Source organism: Enterococcus sp. DIV0840 (genome assembly GCF_050527835.1).
GTDB lineage: Bacteria > Bacillota > Bacilli > Lactobacillales > Enterococcaceae > Enterococcus_L > Enterococcus_L ureasiticus.
On sequence record NZ_CP172876.1, the window covers coordinates 1,806,936 to 1,826,088 of the forward strand.

At 37.3% G+C, this 19,153-nt stretch carries 16 protein-coding genes; 13 read left to right on the forward strand and 3 right to left on the reverse strand.

Annotated elements, in window-relative coordinates:
• Positions 1–30 precede the first annotated feature (30 nt).
• From IGL98_RS08620 to IGL98_RS08670, 11 genes are all read left to right on the forward strand, one after another.
• The gene (locus IGL98_RS08620) at positions 31–1,317 is read left to right on the forward strand and encodes a solute carrier family 23 protein (RefSeq protein ID WP_206912132.1); all 1,287 of its coding nucleotides are present in this window, start codon (positions 31–33) and stop codon (positions 1,315–1,317) included.
• Positions 1,318–1,464: 147 nt separating this feature from the next.
• Complete coding sequence (locus IGL98_RS08625) at positions 1,465–2,391, forward strand: aspartate carbamoyltransferase catalytic subunit (protein ID WP_206842363.1); 927 nt, start codon at positions 1,465–1,467, stop codon at positions 2,389–2,391.
• Between the two features lie 9 nt (positions 2,392–2,400).
• Positions 2,401–3,684, forward strand: coding sequence for a dihydroorotase (locus IGL98_RS08630; RefSeq protein ID WP_206912170.1), 1,284 nt, complete (start codon positions 2,401–2,403; stop codon positions 3,682–3,684).
• Between the two features lie 2 nt (positions 3,685–3,686).
• Positions 3,687–4,766 (forward strand): carbamoyl phosphate synthase small subunit, encoded by a 1,080-nt coding sequence (locus IGL98_RS08635; RefSeq protein WP_206842365.1) that lies wholly within the window; start codon positions 3,687–3,689, stop codon positions 4,764–4,766.
• The gene (gene carB / locus IGL98_RS08640) at positions 4,766–7,945 is read left to right on the forward strand and encodes a carbamoyl-phosphate synthase large subunit (protein ID WP_206912133.1); all 3,180 of its coding nucleotides are present in this window, start codon (positions 4,766–4,768) and stop codon (positions 7,943–7,945) included. Before IGL98_RS08635 ends, carB begins: the two co-directional genes overlap by 1 nt.
• Before the next feature lie 83 nt (positions 7,946–8,028).
• Positions 8,029–8,811 carry a dihydroorotate dehydrogenase electron transfer subunit gene (locus IGL98_RS08645; RefSeq protein WP_206842370.1) on the forward strand — a complete coding sequence of 261 codons (783 nt, stop codon included), beginning with the start codon at positions 8,029–8,031 and terminating at the stop codon, positions 8,809–8,811.
• Positions 8,808–9,737, forward strand: a complete 930-nt coding sequence (locus IGL98_RS08650) for a dihydroorotate dehydrogenase (protein ID WP_206842374.1) — start codon at positions 8,808–8,810, stop codon at positions 9,735–9,737. The genes IGL98_RS08645 and IGL98_RS08650 overlap by 4 nt, the downstream gene beginning before the upstream one ends.
• Positions 9,734–10,453 (forward strand): orotidine-5'-phosphate decarboxylase, encoded by a 720-nt coding sequence (gene pyrF / locus IGL98_RS08655; protein WP_206842376.1) that lies wholly within the window; start codon positions 9,734–9,736, stop codon positions 10,451–10,453. The genes IGL98_RS08650 and pyrF overlap by 4 nt, the downstream gene beginning before the upstream one ends.
• Positions 10,450–11,085: an orotate phosphoribosyltransferase gene (gene pyrE, locus IGL98_RS08660; protein WP_206842377.1), complete on the forward strand. Its 636-nt coding sequence runs from the start codon at positions 10,450–10,452 to the stop codon at positions 11,083–11,085. Before pyrF ends, pyrE begins: the two co-directional genes overlap by 4 nt.
• Before the next feature lie 186 nt (positions 11,086–11,271).
• Positions 11,272–11,973 carry a carbonic anhydrase family protein gene (locus IGL98_RS08665; protein ID WP_206842378.1) on the forward strand — a complete coding sequence of 234 codons (702 nt, stop codon included), beginning with the start codon at positions 11,272–11,274 and terminating at the stop codon, positions 11,971–11,973.
• A gap of 14 nt (positions 11,974–11,987) precedes the next feature.
• A complete protein-coding gene (locus IGL98_RS08670) occupies positions 11,988–12,878 on the forward strand; it encodes a LysR family transcriptional regulator (RefSeq protein WP_206842379.1) in 891 nt (296 codons plus the stop codon).
• Positions 12,879–12,991: 113 nt separating this feature from the next.
• Here the strand turns inward: IGL98_RS08670 and hisC are convergent, their stop codons facing one another.
• Complete coding sequence (gene hisC / locus IGL98_RS08675; RefSeq protein WP_206842380.1) at positions 12,992–14,050, reverse strand: histidinol-phosphate transaminase; 1,059 nt, start codon at positions 14,048–14,050, stop codon at positions 12,992–12,994.
• Positions 14,051–14,288: 238 nt separating this feature from the next.
• Here hisC and IGL98_RS08680 point away from each other — a divergent pair, with 238 nt between their 5' ends.
• Complete coding sequence (locus tag IGL98_RS08680) at positions 14,289–15,458, forward strand: pyridoxal phosphate-dependent aminotransferase (protein ID WP_206842381.1); 1,170 nt, start codon at positions 14,289–14,291, stop codon at positions 15,456–15,458.
• 137 nt (positions 15,459–15,595) lie between these two features.
• On the forward strand, positions 15,596–16,504 hold the full coding sequence (locus tag IGL98_RS08685; RefSeq protein WP_206842382.1) for a phosphate ABC transporter substrate-binding protein PstS family protein: 909 nt from the start codon (positions 15,596–15,598) through the stop codon (positions 16,502–16,504).
• Between the two features lie 66 nt (positions 16,505–16,570).
• Here the strand turns inward: IGL98_RS08685 and IGL98_RS08690 are convergent, their stop codons facing one another.
• Positions 16,571–18,328: a sensor histidine kinase gene (locus IGL98_RS08690; protein WP_206842383.1), complete on the reverse strand. Its 1,758-nt coding sequence runs from the start codon at positions 18,326–18,328 to the stop codon at positions 16,571–16,573.
• A complete protein-coding gene (locus IGL98_RS08695; RefSeq protein WP_206842384.1) occupies positions 18,325–19,038 on the reverse strand; it encodes a response regulator transcription factor in 714 nt (237 codons plus the stop codon). Before IGL98_RS08695 ends, IGL98_RS08690 begins: the two co-directional genes overlap by 4 nt.
• Positions 19,039–19,153: the final 115 nt, after the last annotated feature.

Genomic DNA, 19,153 nt, shown 5'->3' on the forward strand with positions numbered 1-19,153 from the left:
AATACAATAGCAAAGATAGGGTAGGTTGAGATGACAGAAAAAGAATTTCGTAATGAAGAAGCAGTTTTAGATATTCATGATAGACCAAAGACGGCACATTGGATTGCTTTAAGCTTACAGCATTTATTCACAATGTTTGGTGCAACAGTTATAGTCCCAATTTTAGTAGGAATCGATCCGGGTATTGCTTTAGTAAGTTCAGGACTTGGAACAATCGTCTATTTATTTGTAACGAAGGGGAAAATCCCAGCATATTTGGGAAGTAGTTTCGCATTTATCGCGGCGATGCAGATGCTGATGAAAAGTGATGGCTACCCAGCAATCGCTCAAGGTGCAATAACAACAGGTTTAGTTTACCTGATTGTGTCAATCATCATTAGTAAAATTGGTTCTGCTTGGCTAGATAAAATCTTACCACCAATTGTAGTGGGACCAGTTGTGATGGTCATTGGATTAGGGCTTGCCTCTAGTGCTGCAAATAATGCCATGTTTAATAACGGCGAATACGATTTCAAATTTATCTCAGTTGCTTTGATCACACTTGCTTTAACAATCTTCTATAATATGTTTTTCAAAGGATTTCTAGGCTTGATTCCAATTTTACTTGGAATCGTAAGTGGTTATCTCGTGGCATTATTGTTCGGAATCGTAGACATCGAACCAATCAAAAATGCAGCTTGGTTCGCTATGCCGAACTTTGAAATTCCTTTTGTGCAATATCAACCAAAACTACATTTAAATGCAATCACAACAATGGCGCCAATTGCATTTGTAACGATGACAGAACATATCGGACACTTAATGGTTTTAAATAAACTAACTAAACGCAACTTTTTCCAAGATCCTGGTTTGTCGAAAACGTTGATGGGTGACGGTGCTGCGCAAATTGTAGCAGGTTTGGTTGGCGGACCACCTGTCACAAGTTACGGAGAAAATATCGGCGTTCTGGCGATTACTAGAGTACACAGTATGTTTGTTATTGCGGGTGCAGCGGTCTTCGCCGTTGGGCTTGGCTTTGTAGGGAAATTGAGTGCAGTCATTTTAAGTGTCCCAGGACCGGTTATTTCAGGTATTAGCTTTGTTTTATTCGGAGTAATTGCGGCTAGCGGTTTGAAAATCTTAATAGATAATCAAATCAACTTCGATAAGAAAAAGAATTTACTGATTGCTTCAGTGATTTTAGTTGTTGGTATTGGAGGTTTGGTCTTTAAATTAGATACCTTTGAGTTATCATCAATGGCATTAGCAACAGTCTTAGGAATTATCCTAAACTTGATTTTACCTGAAACAGCACGTAGTGAAGAAAAATCTAACTAGTGAGACGAAACGTTGTTACTATCTTTATCTAGCTTCAAGAGCTAGCCTCTCGAAAAAAAGACAAATTATAAATGAGATAAAGAGCACATCAGTCATAATTTTCTATTTTTCTGTCATGGCTGTTTTAAAACAAGGAGGAATGAATGCATGATCATCACATCTGAACGTATCAGTTTAAAACATCTTTTAACCGTAGAAGCATTAAGTGACCAAGAAGTTAAGGGCTTGATCCATCGTGCACAGGAATTTAAACAAGGGGCAACATGGCAGCCAGAGAAAAAACAATACTTTGCGACGAACTTATTTTTTGAAAATAGCACGCGAACTCATAAGAGCTTTGATGTTGCGGAGAAAAAGTTAGGGATCGAAGTAATCGAGTTTGAAGAAAGTATGAGCTCGGTAAAAAAAGGTGAGACGCTTTATGATACAGTGCTGACAATGTCGGCAATCGGAGTTGATGTGGCAGTCATTCGTCATGGAGAAGAAAATTATTATGATGAACTGATTCAAAGCAAAACAATCCAGTGTTCAATCATTAACGGTGGAGATGGCAGTGGTCAGCATCCTACGCAATGTTTACTAGATTTAATGACAATATATGAAGAATTTAGACACTTTGAGGGATTAAAAATTGCGATTGTCGGTGACATCACACATTCTAGAGTCGCAAAATCAAATATGCAGATGTTAAAACGGCTTGGCGCAACCATCTATTTCTCAGGACCAGAGGAATGGTATGATAAGCAATTTGAAGCATATGGGCATTATGTGCCTTTAGATGAAGTGGTTGAAACAGTAGATGTGATGATGTTGCTTAGAGTACAACATGAACGTCACGATGGATCTGAAATATTTTCAAAAGCAGAGTATCATCAACAATACGGTTTAACTGTTGAACGAGCGAAACAATTACAAAAACACGCGGTCATTATGCATCCAGCTCCTGTCAATCGCGATGTTGAACTGGCAGATTCTTTAGTTGAAGGAATTCAATCTAGAATTATTCAACAAATGAGCAACGGCGTATATATGAGAATGGCAATTTTAGAAGCAGTATTACATGGGAAGGCATAGGTGAACAAAATGAAAACACTTATCAAAAACGGCAAAATCATAAAAAAAGATAATCAGTTGATACCAGCAGAAATATGGATCGAAGATGGCAGAATCAAAGCAATCGGAGAATCTTTTGAAGAAGGTACTTTTGAAAAAGTTTACGATGCTAAAGGACAATTGATTACACCAGGACTAGTTGACGTACATGTTCATCTAAGAGAACCCGGATTTACTTATAAAGAAACAATTGAAACTGGGAGTAAGTCAGCAGCAAGAGGCGGGTATACAACCGTTTGTGCTATGCCTAACTTAAATCCTGTACCAGATACTGCAGAAAAATTAAAAGAAGTTTATGAAATCATTGAAAAAAACGCTGTAGTAAAAGTGCTACAATATGCACCGATCACAGAAGAATTGCGCAGTGAAACATTAACAGACCAAAAAGCACTAAAAGAAGTGGGGGCTTTCGCGTTTACAAATGACGGGGTAGGTGTACAAACTGCGGGAACAATGTATCTTGCAATGAAAGAAGCTGCATCACTTGGCATGGCAATCGTGGCACATACAGAAGATGAGTCACTCCTTTTTGGCGGAGTTATGCATGAAGGGGAAATCTCGAAGAAATTGGGGTTACCAGGGATATTAAGTTCTACAGAGGCATCACAAATTGCTCGAGACGTAGTCTTAGCCGGTGAAACAGGCGTTCACTATCATGTTTGTCACGTTTCAACAAAAGAAAGTGTCCGCGTGATACGTGATGCTAAACGAGCTGGAATTCATGTAACCGCAGAAGTTGCTCCTCACCACTTGATTTTGATCGATGAAGATATCCCCGAAGATAATGGCTTTTGGAAAATGAATCCACCACTTAGAGCAACAACCGACCGTGATGCCTTGATCGAAGGGTTATTGGATGACACGATCGATTGTATCGCAACAGATCATGCTCCCCATGGATTAGAAGAAAAAAATCAAACATTCCTAAAAGCACCATTTGGAATTGTAGGAAGCGAAACAGCGTTCCAATTGATTTATACGCACTTTGTTGAAACTGGAAAATTCACGTTGGAACAGGTAATTAACTGGATGGCAACGAAACCTGCTGAGATTTTTGGTTTAGAAGCTGGGACACTTACGATAGGTGCTCAGGCAGATATCGCAGTTTTTGATTTAGAGTTGGAAGAGACAATCGATGACAAAGAGTTTGAGTCAATGGGGATCAATACACCATTTGTTGGCTGGAAAGTAAAAGGGAATACATTAATGACCTTTGTTGATGGACAATCAGCATGGTCTAAGGGAGATGCATAAATTTGAAGCGACTATTGATACTAGAAGATGGAACTGTTTTTGAAGGAAAAGCGTTTGGTGCAGATGTTAATGTTGTTGGAGAAGTTGTATTTACAACAAGCATGACAGGCTATCAAGAAACAATCACTGATCAAAGTTTCAATGGTCAAATTATTACATTTACCTATCCAATGGTTGGTAATTATGGTGTCAATCGCGATGATTACGAATCAATCTCCCCAACTTGTAAAGGTGTCGTTGTTAAAGAACATGCCAGACTTGCATCAAACTGGCGTGCACAAATGACATTGGACGAATTTTTGAAAAGAAAAGGAATTCCTGGGATTTCAGGAATTGACACACGTGCGCTGACAAGAAAACTTCGCTCTGTTGGAACAATGAAAGCGGCCTTTGTTGATGCAGATGATGATTTGACTCATGAATTTGATCAGCTGAAAGCAACAGTTTTACCCAAGAATCAAGTAGCACAAGTTTCCACAACAAAACCATATCCAAGTCCAGGTATTGGCCGTAATGTAGTGGTAGTTGATTTTGGCTTGAAACATAGTATCTTACGTGAGCTATCGAAACGTCATTGTAATTTGACCGTTTTACCATACAACACAACTGCTGAAACAATTTTAGAACTTTCACCAGATGGTGTAATGCTGACAAATGGACCAGGAGATCCTAAAGATGTGCCGGAAGCAATCGAAATGATTCAATCCATTCAAGGAAAGGTACCGATTTTCGGTATTTGTCTTGGTCATCAACTATTTGCTTTAGCGAATGGAGCCGATACGTACAAAATGAAATTTGGTCATCGGGGATTAAATCATCCTGTTAGAGAAATTGCGACAGGAAGAATCGATTTTACTTCACAAAATCATGGCTATGCAGTAGATGAAACAACTGTCGATCCAGAAAAATTATTGGTTACCCATGTAGAAGTAAATGATGGCTCTGTTGAAGGTGTTAGACATCGTCAATACCCAGCTTTTACAGTGCAATATCATCCAGATGCAGCACCAGGTCCACACGATGGTCTTCATTTATTTGACGAGTTTATGGAACTAATGGATGCATGGAAGGAGCAAGACTAATGCCAAAAAGAACAGATATCAAAAAAATCATGGTTATTGGTTCAGGGCCAATCATTATTGGTCAAGCCGCAGAATTTGACTATGCCGGCACACAGGCATGTCTTGCTTTAAGAGAAGAAGGCTACGAAGTTGTTTTAGTCAATTCAAATCCAGCGACGATTATGACAGACAAAGAAATTGCAGATCAGGTTTATATTGAACCAATCACATTGGAATTTGTTTCTCGTATTTTACGAAAAGAACTTCCAGATGCACTATTGCCGACTTTAGGCGGTCAAACAGGACTAAATATGGCAATGGAATTAGCTGCTTCAGGGATTTTAGATGAACTAAATGTAGAATTACTAGGAACAAAATTAAATGCAATCGACCAAGCAGAAGATCGTGATTTATTTAAACAATTAATGGAAGACTTAGATCAGCCGATTCCTGAAAGTGAAATCGTCAATACAGTCGAACAAGCGGTAGAATTTGCTAATACGATCGGTTATCCAATCATCGTTCGCCCTGCATTCACCTTAGGCGGTACAGGCGGTGGGATGTGTGACGATGAAGAAGAATTACGCACCATCGCTGAAAACGGATTGAAATTGTCACCTGTAACTCAATGTTTGATTGAAAAAAGTATCGCTGGTTTTAAAGAAATAGAATATGAAGTAATGCGTGATTCTGCTGATAACGCAATCGTTGTGTGTAACATGGAAAACTTCGATCCTGTTGGAATCCATACAGGAGATTCGATTGTTTTTGCACCAAGTCAAACTTTATCTGATCACGAATATCAAATGCTTCGTGATGCGTCCCTTAAAATCATCAGAGCTTTAAAAATAGAAGGCGGCTGTAATGTTCAATTAGCTTTAGATCCTCACAGTTTCAACTATTATGTGATCGAAGTGAATCCACGTGTTTCTCGCTCATCAGCATTAGCTAGTAAAGCAACAGGTTATCCAATCGCTAAATTAGCAGCAAAAATTGCTGTAGGTCTAACATTAGATGAAATGAAAAATCCAGTCACTGAAACAACTTATGCAGAGTTTGAGCCCGCTTTAGATTATGTTGTAGCAAAAATTCCCCGCTGGCCTTTTGATAAGTTTGAAAAAGGGGAACGTCGTTTAGGCACCCAAATGAAAGCAACTGGCGAGGTCATGGCAATTGGACGTAATATTGAAGAGTCATTATTAAAAGCTGTTCGCTCACTTGAAATCGGTGCTTATCATAATGAGATAAAAGAAATCCAAGAAGTTAGTGATGAGTTATTGACTGAAAAAATAGTGAAAGCGCAAGATGATCGACTATTTTATCTATCAGAAGCAATACGTCGAGGTTTCACAATCGAAGATTTGGCCATGCTAACCAAAATCGATTTATTTTTCCTAGATAAATTACTTCATATTTTTGAGTTGGAAACAGCATTACAAGAAAATATCAAAGATGTTGAGATCTTAAAAGAAGCTAAACAAAATGGGTTTACCGATAGAAAAATTGCTGAACTATGGCAATTAACAGAGCAAGCTGTTGCAGATTATCGTCATGAACAAAAGATTCTTCCTGTCTATAAAATGGTCGATACTTGTGCAGCAGAATTTGAATCTCAGACACCTTATTTTTACAGCACTTATGAATTTGAAAACGAAAGTATCCGCTCTGAGAAACCATCCGTATTAGTGCTAGGTTCAGGACCCATTAGAATCGGACAAGGTGTAGAGTTTGACTATGCAACGGTTCACTCTGTAAAAGCAATTCAAGCAGCAGGATTTGAAGCAATCATTATGAACAGTAATCCTGAAACTGTCTCAACAGACTTCTCAATTTCAGATAAACTTTATTTTGAACCACTGACACTAGAAGATGTAATGAATGTGATTGAATTAGAACAACCAACTGGTGTTATTGTGCAGTTTGGTGGTCAAACAGCGATAAACTTAGCAGAACCTTTAGTAAAACAAGGTGTAAAAATTTTAGGAACCTCGATTGAAGATTTAGATAGAGCTGAAAATCGCGATTTATTTGAACAAGCATTACAAGAACTAGATATTCCCCAACCACCAGGAGATACTGCAACGAGCGCCGAAGAAGCGGTGGCTGTAGCCAATAAAATCGGTTATCCTGTCTTAGTTCGCCCTAGTTATGTACTAGGCGGGCGAGCGATGGAAATTGTTGAGAATCAAAAAGATCTAGAAGATTACATGCGTAACGCAGTAAAAGCTTCACCTGAACATCCAGTATTAGTGGATAGCTACTTATTAGGTAAAGAATGCGAAGTTGATGCGATTTGTGATGGTCAGACTGTTCTGATTCCAGGTATTATGGAGCACATCGAGCGTGCAGGGGTCCATTCCGGCGATTCAATGGCCATTTACCCACCGCAAACTTTATCAAAAGAGCTTCAACAAACAATCACTAACTATACAAGAAAACTGGCAATCGGATTGAATTGTGTTGGTATGATGAACATCCAATTTGTGATTCACGAGGAAAAAGTTTATGTGATAGAAGTCAATCCTCGAGCAAGTCGAACGGTACCGTTTTTAAGTAAAATCACAGGAATTCCAATGGCTCAAGTAGCGACTAAAGCAATTCTTGGTGAGAAACTAACTGATTTAGGGTATCAAGATGGTTTGTATCCTGAAAGTCAGCAAGTTCATATCAAGGCACCGGTATTCTCGTTCACTAAACTTCAAAAAGTAGACACATACTTAGGTCCTGAAATGAAATCAACTGGTGAAGTAATGGGTTCTGACTATAGTTTAGAAAAAGCATTATATAAGGCTTTCGAGGCTTCGGGCCTACACTTGCCAAGTTTTGGTGCGGTCTTGTTTACCATAGCAGATGAAACGAAGGAAGAAGCACTTGCCTTAGCAAAACGTTTCAATGAGATCGGTTATAGCTTAATTGCAACAAAAGGTACGGCAGATTTCTTAGCAGATAACGGATTATCAGTGAAAACGGTTCTTAAAATAAATCAAGGCGGGGAAACGGTTCTAGACCTGATCCGCAGTGGTGAAGCTCAAGTTGTTGTGAATACAATGGATAAAAATCGTTCTGATCTAAATCAAGATGGATTTTTGATTCGTCGTGAGGCAGTAGAACATGGCGTTCCATTATTTACTTCTTTAGATACAGCTGAAGCAATCCTGAAAGTACTAGAATCTCGAGCATTTTCAACTGAGTCTATCTAAATTAAATAAATGGTGAGAAAAAAGCGGAGCCACCAGTCTTAGGCGCTTTTTTCTCAACCTGATGTTGTAAAGGAGCGGAATAAATGAAACAGGAAATAATGACGATCATCTCTCAACAACAATTAGCACCTAGAATTTTCCAAATGACTTTGACAGGTGATTTAGTTAATGAAATGGAAAAACCTGGGCAGTTTATCCATATAAAAGTTCCTAGAGCAGATATGCTTTTAAGAAGACCGATCAGTATCAATCAAATAAACAAAGAAGCAAAAACCTGTACGATCATTTATCGAACAGAAGGTGATGGAACCAAAGCTTTTGCTGAACTCTTAGCAGGAGACACATTAGATGTTATGGGGCCTTTAGGTAATGGTTTTGACGTCAATTGTTTGGCTGCTGGTCAAAAAGCATATGTAATTGGCGGTGGGATTGGTATTCCACCAATGTATGAATTATCAAAACAATTGAAGCAAAAAGGAATTGAGGTCGTTCATTTTCTTGGCTATGCTTCTAAAGAAGTCGCCTATTTTCAAGATGAATTTATCGCTTTGGGAGATACACGTTTTGCGACAGATGATGGTTCGTTTGGTGTTGAAGGGAATGTCGGTAATCTTTTATTGGATGCAATTCAAAAAGAGCAGCCAGATGCAGTTTATGCGTGTGGCGCAAATGGAATGCTAAAAATGGTTGCACAAGTTTTTTCTGACAATCCCAATGTTTTTCTATCGTTAGAACAGCGAATGGCTTGTGGCATGGGTGCGTGTTATGCTTGTGTTTGTCATGTGCCTGATGATGAAACTGGCACAAAAAGTGTCAAAGTTTGTGATGAAGGGCCGATTTTTAGAGCCAGTGAGGTGGTTTTATGATGAAAAATCCGTTAGCAATCAGTATTCCTGGTCTAGAATTAAAAAATCCTATTATTCCTGCTAGTGGTTGTTTTGGGTTTGGTGAAGAATATGCTAAATATTATGATCTAGGAAAACTCGGTTCGATCATGATCAAAGCGACGACGCCACAAGCGCGTTTCGGTAATGCAACACCAAGAGTAGCAGAAACACCGAGTGGAATGCTAAATGCGATTGGCTTGCAAAATCCGGGGATGGATGTGGTCATGAATACAAAACTTCCTGCATTAGAAGCGTATGATGTACCGATTATTGCCAATGTTGCTGGAGCCTGTGAAGAGGATTATGTTGAAGTATGCAGCAAAATTGGTGATGCACCCAATGTTAAAGCAATTGAATTAAATATTTCATGTCCAAATGTAAAACATGGTGGTATTGCCTTTGGCACGGATCCAGATGTTGCATTTCAATTAACGCAAGCAGTAAAAAAAGTGGCTAAAGTGCCAATTTATGTAAAGCTTTCTCCAAATGTAACGGATATTGTGCCAGTCGCACAAGCGATTGAAGCCGGAGGTGCAGATGGTTTTTCAATGATCAACACCCTTTTAGGGATGCGGATTGATTTAAAAACTCGCCGTTCGATTTTAGCCAATCAAACAGGAGGATTATCAGGTCCTGCTATCAAACCTGTGGCAATTCGTTTGATTCATCAAGTTTCTCAAATTTCTAGCCTACCGATCATCGGTATGGGCGGTGTACAAACGGTGGATGATGTATTAGAAATGTTCATGGCTGGAGCAAGTGCCGTAGCTGTTGGAACTGCTAATTTTACAGATCCATATATATGTCCTAAACTGATCGATGCTTTGCCTAACAGAATGGCAGAACTTGGAATCGAATCATTGGAGCAACTAATCAAAGAAGTTAGAGAGGCAAAAAATCTATGAGTCAACGACCGATCATCGCATTAGATTTCCCATCAAAAGTAGAAGTAGAAGCATTTTTAGACAAGTTCCCTAAAGAAGAGTCACTATTCGTTAAAGTAGGAATGGAACTATTTTATCAAGAAGGACCTGAGATTGTCCGTTGGCTGAAAGCAATAGGTCATTCCGTTTTTCTAGATCTAAAATTACATGATATTCCCAATACCGTTGAAAAATCAATGATCGGCTTAGCAAAACTTGGTGTGGATATAACAAATGTTCATGCTGCGGGCGGTGTTAAGATGATGGAAGCGGCTAAAAATGGATTAAAAAAAGGGACGAAAGATGGCGGAAAAGTGCCCATCTTGATTGCTGTAACACAGCTTACCTCAACAAGTGAGAAAGAGATGCACCAAGATCAATTGATTGAAGTTCCTTTAAAAGATAGCGTGCTCCATTATGCAAAATGTACTGAAAAGGCTGGATTGGATGGTGTTGTTTGTTCTGCATTAGAAGCTAAAGACATCCATCAGGCGACAAGCGATGCATTTGTTTGCTTAACACCTGGAATACGTCCAAGCGGCAGTGAAGTTGGTGACCAACAGCGCGTAGTGACACCAACGGATGCTAGGAAAATTGGTTCGACTTATATTGTAGTGGGACGACCGATCACACAAGCTGATGAACCTTATGAAGCGTATCAATCAATAAAAAGTGAGTGGAATGGAGAAAAATCATGACAGAATTAGCCAAAAAAATTGCCAAAGATTTATTAGAAATTGAAGCAGTATTTTTAAGTCCCAATGAACCTTTTACATGGGCAAGTGGAATCAAGAGCCCGATTTATTGCGATAATCGGATTACGATGAGCTATCCAGTTGTTCGTAAGGATATTGCGAATGGATTAGCAGAAAAAATCAAACAAACTTATCCAGATGTAGAAGTCATTGCTGGAACGGCAACAGCAGGAATTCCTCATGCTGCTTGGGTGGCAGATATTTTAGATTTACCGATGGTTTATATCCGCAGTAAAGCGAAAGAACATGGAAAAGGCAATCAAATCGAAGGCCGAATTTTTAAAGGACAAAAAATGGTTGTAATCGAAGATTTGATCTCAACTGGTGGAAGTGTCCTAGAAGCGGCAGATGCAGCACAACGTGAAGGGGCAGATGTTTTAGGTGTAGCGGCTATCTTCACTTATGAACTACCTAAAGGCAAAGAAACATTTGCGGCACATAAAATGGACTTAATCACACTAACAAATTACTCAACATTGATCGATGCGGCGTTAGAATCGAATTATATTGAAGAAAACGATGTTGCATTATTAAAAGAGTGGAAACAAGACCCAGAAAATTGGTTAAATAAATAGTTTATATCATAAAAAGCATAATTTTTGATCGTGTGTTCAAAGGTTATGCTTTTTCTTGATCGATTTGATTCCTCAGATATACTATACTTTTATTACAAAAAAAGAATAAAATAGCCTTTGAAAATTGACTGTTATTAATAATTAGTATACGATTATTCAAATGATAAAATCAGAAGGTGGGGTTTGATGAAAAATATTCGAAATATGGACGTGGAATGGGGATACGAAGGAGAGCTTGGGCCAGAACATTGGCACACGCTTTGTGATTGGTTTTCAACTGGAGCTAAATATCCTTATCAATCGCCTGTTAATTTGTCAAAAAACTTAATCAATGGCCAATCTACAGATAGGGCAATCGATTTTTGTTATAAAACTGAAGAATTTACAGAAAAAGAATTTAAAAACACCTTTCATTTTGTTCCACCAAATACAGAGAGCTATGTGATTTTTGAAGATGAAAAATATTATTTAACAGATATTCATTTTCATACACCAAGTGAGCATACCTTTGATGGAGAACATGCGCCGCTAGAATTTCATCTGGTTCACATGAATAATTCTGGTGATAACTTGGTTGTGGGTTGTTTATTTACGATTACAAAAAATGAAAATAGATTTTCAAAAAGACAGACAACGCTTGAGTGGAACTCTGAAACCCATCAACAATGGTTTGATCCTTCAATTTTTTTACCAGAACAAAAATCACATTTTCATTATTTAGGTTCATTAACAACACCACCAACAAAAGGACCTGTTCATTGGTTTGTCTTCGATTCTATTCAAAAAATGGATCAAGATTTTTTTGAGCGAATCGATGAAGGCATGCTACCGTTTAACAATCGCCCAGTCCAAGCGTTGAATGGACGTAAAATCTATTTTTCTGAATAAGATGGAGGGCCTCTATGAATATTCAACAGATGAAATATGTTGTAGCTGTTGCAAATAATGGTAGTTTTAGAGAAGCTGCAAAAAAACTTTTTATCACACAACCAAGTCTTTCTAACGGTATTCGTGAATTAGAAGAAGAAATTGGAGTAACTTTATTTATTCGTACTAACAAAGGAGCTTCTTTGACTGAAGAGGGCTTGACCTTTTTAGAACATGCGGAAAAACTTTTGACTCAAATGGAAATAATTGAAAATCGCTATCAAGAAGTAACGAAGAGCGAACGTTTTTCGATTTCATCTCAGCACTATGATTTTTTAGGCGAAGTGATGGGCAAAGTCATTCAGCAATTCAAAGACCAATACAAAAATTTTCGTGTATTTGAGACAACAACGTTAAAAGTAATCGAAGATGTGAAAAGTTATCATAGTGAACTTGGTATTATTTATTTAAATAGTCAAAATCAATCAGGTATCGAGCGATATCTAGAACAAGCAAATTTAACATATGATGTTGTTGGAAGCTTTAAAACGCATATTTTCCTTGGCAAAAATCATCCGTTAGCAAAACAAAAAGAAATCGATCTGGAACAATTATGCTGCTATCCTCAAGTTCGCTTTACGCAAGAAGGTAGTAATTTTGCATATTTTTCAGAAGATTTAATTGAGAATCAGGAACAAGAAACAGTAATTTATACAAATGATCGAGGAACCCTGATGAACTTACTAGTAGAAACAGATGCTTATGCCTCAGGATCTGGTGTGGTAACTGGCTTTACAAAAAAAGAGATTCGTTTAGTTCCATTGGCGGAAAGTACAAATAACAAAATCTGTGTTCTTTATCAAAAAAATAAATCAATCAGTACGATTGGGCAATTTTTTATAAAAGAATTGAAACAGCTATTTTGACATAAAGAAGAATAAGAGCGTCAAAAAATCATCCTTTAAAATAAGGATGATTTTTTAGTTTAAACGTTCGATTAAATTAATAGGAATCAAATAAATAGAAGTTTGTTTTAACATTATTTTCTGTTCTTTGTTACATAGATATTCATTAATTGATAAACCTTTTCCATTTCCTCCTGTGTCCCAATCGAAACACGCAAGTAATTGTTCAATCGTTCAATTTTTGGGAAATAACGAACAAATACATCGTGGGTTGTCAAATAATCATAAAGCTCTTCAATAATCAAATCAGGATACGTTAGTAATACAAAATTTGTTTGGGAGTAAAGAGATTGAAAACCTAATTCTTCAATACTTTTTGCAAACCAATCTCTAGTTTTACAAATCTCCCTAGTTATTTTTATATAATATTCTTCATCGGAAACAGCAGCGACAGCTATTTTTTCAGCTAACATATCAACAGAATAGGGATTAAACGATGATTTGATGCTTTCCACAATTTGGATATACTTTGGATTACCAATGGCATAACCAACACGTAAGCCCGCTAGAGAACTTGATTTAGAGAAGGTTCTAACTATAATCAAATTCGAATAGTTAGTTAAAAGTGAAACAGCTGACTGGCCTGCAAAATCAATATATGCTTCATCGATGATCACAATGACCTCCGGATTTTTTTTCAATAAATCCTCGATTTCTGACAGAGGTTTGAATAAACCTGTAGGTGCATTCGGATTGGCAAAGATTATTCCGCCATTTAACTGCTCATAATCTTTCAAGTTTATTTCAAATTTACTATTTAGCGGCAATTCCCTAAATGGAATCTCAAATAGCTCTGCCCAAACTTTGTAAAAACCATAAGTGATATCTGGAAATAGGATAGGATCTGAACTATTAAAACAAGCGAGAAAACAAAAGGCCAATACTTCATCAGAGCCGTTACCAATTATAAAATGATCAGGAGATAAGCCATGTTTGACACTTAATGCTTTTTTTAAAGAGAGATTATCGATAGAACTGTATCGTTTTAATTGTTCAGCCTCGAAATGTTTTAATACTTCAGTAACATTTGGTGACGGTGGATAGGGATTTTCGTTGGTGTTTAACTTAATCATATCAGGATAATTGGGTTGTTCTCCTGGGACATAGGGGGTAATTTTTCTGATACCTTTCATTTTAAATCTCTCCCTTCATTTCTTTTAACTATAAAGAAGCGAAGTACATTTCGCAAGCTTAATATGTGAATTTGAAAAGAAAATACGCAATTTTGAAATACAAATTTCATTTTTCGTTAAATTATGCTATGATAATTCCATTAAGAAAATATGGATAGCACACTAGTGTTTCGATTGATGCAAATGTTACTATATTTGATTTGAAGGTCGAACCAGTAAGATACGAGGAGATGGTTTCATGGATTTAACGAACAGATTTAACAAGCAAGTATATAAAATCGCCGTTTCGACGATTCGTCAATTTGACGAACAAGTAAGTGACATTGAAGGCATCATAAAGCTAACTTTAGGAGAGCCCGATTTTAATACTCCTGAGCATGTAAAAACAGCGGCACATGATGCGATCGAAAATAATTTTTCCCATTATTCGGGCATGTCAGGGTTAACCGATGTTCGTGAAGCTGCCACTTTTTTTATGAAAGAAAAGTATGGAGTCAGTTATCAGCCAGCGTCTGAAGTTTTAGTAACAGTAGGAGCAACTGAAGCGATTTCAGCAAGTTTATTATCTATTTTAGAACCTGGCGATAAAGTCTTGATGCCGGCACCAATCTATCCAGGCTATGAACCAGTCATTACTTTGGCTCAAGCGGAACCAATTTATATCGATACGACAGCGAATGATTTTGTCTTAACACCTGAAATGATAACTACTGCAATGTTAGAACATGGCGATCAAGTTAAAGCGATTATTTTAAATTATCCAAGCAATCCAACTGGTGTAACGTATAATCGTGAAGAAGTCAAAGCAATTGCAGATGTCTTGAAAAATTATCCGATTTTCGTGATCAGTGATGAAATATATAGTGAATTAACTTATGAAGATCAACATGTATCGATTGCGGAGTTTATTCCAGAACAAACTATTTTGATTAATGGACTATCAAAATCACACGCAATGACTGGTTGGCGGATTGGATTTATTTTTGGACCGGAGAATTTGATTGGAGAAATCATAAAAGTTCATCAATATTTAGTTACAGCGGCTTCAACTATATCTCAAAAAGCAGCCGTTAGAGCGCTTGTGGAAGGAATCAACGATTCTGCAGTGATGAAAGAAGAATACCGTGAACGACGTGATTTTGTTTACGAACAAATGACTTCTTTCGGATTCGAAGTAGCTAGACCGAATGGAGCATTCTATATTTTCGCCAAAATTCCAGCAGGATATGAACAAGATTCAATGAAATTCTGTGTAGATTTGGCGCAGCAACAAGCAATAGCGATCATTCCAGGATTGGCTTTTGGTCAAGAGGCGCAAGGATATGTACGGATCAGCTATGCAGCGGATTTGGCGACATTAAAAGAAGCAATGAAACGAGTAGGTAATTATATCAAATCGAACAGTTAAACGAGCAATCGTTTAACTGTTTTTTCATCTCAACATAACCTTTACATTCCTTTACCGATTATTTACAGAACGTTGAAACAGAATTAACACACTGCTGTTAAACTAAGCTTGTAACTAATTGAAAAGGACGTGTAAAAATGAAGAAACGTTTAGTATCAGCAATTGTTTTAAGTGTAGGACTTTTAATCGCTGGGTGTGGCAATCAAGGGGCTGCAACTAGTGAGAGTAGTAATAAATCTAAAGATAGCGGAAATAATAGTAATCAACCAGTGAAAATCGTAGCTGTTGGTTCAACCGCTTTACAACCATTAGTAGATGCGGCAAAAGATCAATTTGTTTCTGAGCATGCTAATTATACAATTTCAGTTCAGGGTGGAGGCAGCGGAACTGGACTTTCTCAAGTTGCCGATGGTGCTGTGACAATTGGAAATTCTGATGTTTTTGCCGAAGAAAAATCTGGTGTAGATGCATCAAAACTTGTTGACCATCGTGTAGCTGTTGTTGGAATGGGGCCTGTGGTCAATAAAGAAGTGGGCGTTAAAAACATTAGCAAACAAGAATTGATCGATATTTTTTCTGGAAAGACTAAAAATTGGAAAGATTTAGGCGGTAAAGATCAAGAAATCGCAGTAATCAATCGCCCAAGCGGTAGTGGAACACGAGCAACATTTGAAAAATGGGGATTGGATGGAGCAAAAGCGGTTCAATCTCAAGAACAAGACTCATCAGGAACCGTTCGTCAAATCGTTTCCCAAACACCTGGCGCAATCAGTTACTTGGCTTTCTCTTACATGGATGAATCGACAGATGCTTTGAGTATCGATGATGTAAAACCAACAGAAGAGAATGTTGCAGACAATTCTTGGAAAATTTGGTCTTACGAACACATGTATACAAAAGGCCAACCAGATGAAGATGTAAAAGCGTTTTTAGATTTCATGCTGACAGATGATGTTCAAGAAGGTGTAGTCAAAGAATTAGGTTACCTACCAATGACAGCGATGAAAGTTGAAAGAGACGTATCCGGAACAATCACTAAAAAATAAATTCTTTCCCCCTAAAGAATCAAAAAGAGGCAGAACGTGAAAAACGTTCGCCTCTTTTTGATTTAATTAGTTCTTGGGTAATCTTACTATAAAAGTTGAGCCTAGGCCCAAATGACTATCGATCGTAACGGTTCCTCCTAATAGTTCAGTGTAATTATGCACGATCGATAAACCTAAACCAGTACCGCCAGAATGCCGACTTCTTGCTTTGTCTACCCGGTAAAAGCGTTCAAAAATCCGTTCTTGGTCTTCTAAGCTAATCCCGATTCCTAAATCCTTCACTATGAAAAAGAATGTATCAGTCAAACCAAAATTAATTGTGATTGTTCCATCAGATTGAGAATATTGAATCGCATTTTCAATCAAATTTTTAACGATCGGATAGAAAAGCTCATACTTTGTTGTATAGTTTATTGTTTCATCACCGAGAATTTCGATGGTCAGATGCTTTTCTTTGATTACTTTACGATAAGAACGCAGGATTTCTTGTGTGAAAGGGAATAAAGCAACTTCTTGATCATCATAGGAAATATTTTTTCCATCACGAGAAAGCTGTAAAATTTCCTGAATCAATTGTTGTAATCGCAAAGCGTCTTTTTGCATGATCTCTAAAAATTGTGTTAACGTTTCAGGATCATCTTTGGCTCCGTCTAATAAGGTTTCAGTAAAACCTAGTAATGAGGTAACGGGTGTTTTTAACTCATGTGAGACATTACTAACAAAGTCTTTTTGGATCTTTTCTAATTGTCTGACACGAGTCAAATCATAAGCAATACCTAGAACTTGGTAATCATTTCCATCTTCTTCAATAAAACGTAAAGACATATCTAAAATCGTTTCATTCAATGAGTCAGTTAGTTTTATTTCTTGATGTACTGAACTTTTTTCTGTAATGACTTGATGAATCAAGTGGATCAGGGCAGGTTCTTTGATCACTTCAAAATAATCTTTGCCTGAATCATTTTCAGCGATCATTAAAATTTCAGTCATTTTAGGATTGATCAGTTGAAGCTTTCCATCAACATCAATAATGAAGACACCGATCATCAGTTCATCTAGCAAAGCGTGAAATTGTTCGTCAGTTGAGGTATAAGCTAAATAAGTTTGGCTCATTTGTTGGCTTAAAAGATTGACCGTCTGATACAATTCATTCCATTCTGGTGAATCTTGGATGATCGAACGAGCTTCATCTGGATATTTCACAATCTTTTTCAAAACGGGTAAAACCGTCACCAAAGGTTCATTTTTCTGGTGAAGTAATAAAAATACGAAAGCCGTAATAATCAAAAATAAAATGCCTAAAGTAAACAGAATATAGCGTCTAAATGATTGTATACTATTGGAAAACTGTGTCGTTTCTTCAGACATACGAATAATCCCGATCAATTCACCATTTTTATCGACCGGTAATGCTAAATAGAGTAATTCTTCTTTTAAAGTCGTACTTTTTCTTAAGGCAGAGCCAAAATCAGCACCGGAAAGAATCGCTTTTACCTCAGGTCGATTACTTCTTGATTCATGCACTGCAGAATCAACACTGTCGTAAAAAATATCACCTTTAGCATTCATTAATGTCAATCGTTCATTTTTATCAGTTGTATAATGCTCAATCAGCTTTTTTTCTTGATCCGAAAAATGTTGGGTTAAAAACAAATCAGGAGAGAGCTGGTCTAGAATCAACGTGCCTTTTTTTTGTAAATATTCTTCCTGTTGGGATAATAATTCCTTTTTGAAAAAATAGTTTGTTAAAAGAATACTCCCCACAAATAAGGCGAGCATCATAATTCCAACTAAGCAATATTCAATGCGTTGGCGTTTTTTCATTTTTTCGGCTCCTGAAAACGGTAGCCAAATCCTCTAACTGTCACTAAGTAGGCAGGTCGTTTGGGATCGATTTCGATTTTATCTCTTAAATGGCTGACATGGACATCAACAATACGGCTTTGGCCCGCAAAGTCATAGTTCCAAATGCGGTCGAGTAAAGTATCACGATCGATTACGCGATCTTTACGCTTAATGAAGTAGATGAGCAATTCAAATTCTTTTGGTGTCAACTCGATTTTTTCACCACGGACACTCACTTCATAATTTTGTTCATCCACACTGATTTCACCTAATACCAAAGGTGCTTTAATAGTTTCGTTAAATTCTTCTGGTTTAGCTGACGTAGGTTTTAGGCGGCGGAAGATTGCTTTCATTCTCGCTAAAACTTCTCTAGGACTAAATGGTTTTGTTAAATAATCATCAGCTCCGATTTCTAACCCAATAATTTTATCGACTTGATCATCTTTAGCAGTCAATATCAAAATAGGAGTATCAATTTTTTCTCTACGTAGTGATTTTGTGATTTCTAAGCCATCCATATTTGGCAACATAACATCTAGGATGATAAAATCAAATTGATTGGACAAGGCTAACTCATAACCGACTGCACCATCTTCCGCTGATATTACTTCATAGCCGTCTTTTTCTAGGTTAAAGGTCAACAACGTTACGATCGACGGTTCGTCGTCAACAACTAGTACTTTCTTCATCTATTTGGCTCCTTTAAATACGAAATAAACACAAGGTTATTTTATCACAGATTCCAAGCGATCAAAAACTTTATGGAATGTTTCTAAAACTACTTTCAAAGCCAAAGAAATGGTA

Coding starts and splice junctions, on each gene's coding strand:
- IGL98_RS08680 (WP_206842381.1), top strand. CDS start 14,289: ATGGATTTAACGAACAGATTTAACAAGCAAGTATATAAAATCGCCGTT.
- IGL98_RS08630 (WP_206912170.1), top strand. CDS start 2,401: ATGAAAACACTTATCAAAAACGGCAAAATCATAAAAAAAGATAATCAG.
- pyrE (WP_206842377.1), top strand. CDS start 10,450: ATGACAGAATTAGCCAAAAAAATTGCCAAAGATTTATTAGAAATTGAA.
- IGL98_RS08620 (WP_206912132.1), top strand. CDS start 31: ATGACAGAAAAAGAATTTCGTAATGAAGAAGCAGTTTTAGATATTCAT.
- carB (WP_206912133.1), top strand. CDS start 4,766: ATGCCAAAAAGAACAGATATCAAAAAAATCATGGTTATTGGTTCAGGG.
- IGL98_RS08665 (WP_206842378.1), top strand. CDS start 11,272: ATGAAAAATATTCGAAATATGGACGTGGAATGGGGATACGAAGGAGAG.
- IGL98_RS08695 (WP_206842384.1), bottom strand. CDS start 19,038: ATGAAGAAAGTACTAGTTGTTGACGACGAACCGTCGATCGTAACGTTG.
- IGL98_RS08625 (WP_206842363.1), top strand. CDS start 1,465: ATGATCATCACATCTGAACGTATCAGTTTAAAACATCTTTTAACCGTA.
- IGL98_RS08650 (WP_206842374.1), top strand. CDS start 8,808: ATGATGAAAAATCCGTTAGCAATCAGTATTCCTGGTCTAGAATTAAAA.
- IGL98_RS08690 (WP_206842383.1), bottom strand. CDS start 18,328: ATGAAAAAACGCCAACGCATTGAATATTGCTTAGTTGGAATTATGATG.
- IGL98_RS08685 (WP_206842382.1), top strand. CDS start 15,596: ATGAAGAAACGTTTAGTATCAGCAATTGTTTTAAGTGTAGGACTTTTA.
- IGL98_RS08645 (WP_206842370.1), top strand. CDS start 8,029: ATGAAACAGGAAATAATGACGATCATCTCTCAACAACAATTAGCACCT.
- pyrF (WP_206842376.1), top strand. CDS start 9,734: ATGAGTCAACGACCGATCATCGCATTAGATTTCCCATCAAAAGTAGAA.
- IGL98_RS08670 (WP_206842379.1), top strand. CDS start 11,988: ATGAATATTCAACAGATGAAATATGTTGTAGCTGTTGCAAATAATGGT.
- hisC (WP_206842380.1), bottom strand. CDS start 14,050: ATGAAAGGTATCAGAAAAATTACCCCCTATGTCCCAGGAGAACAACCC.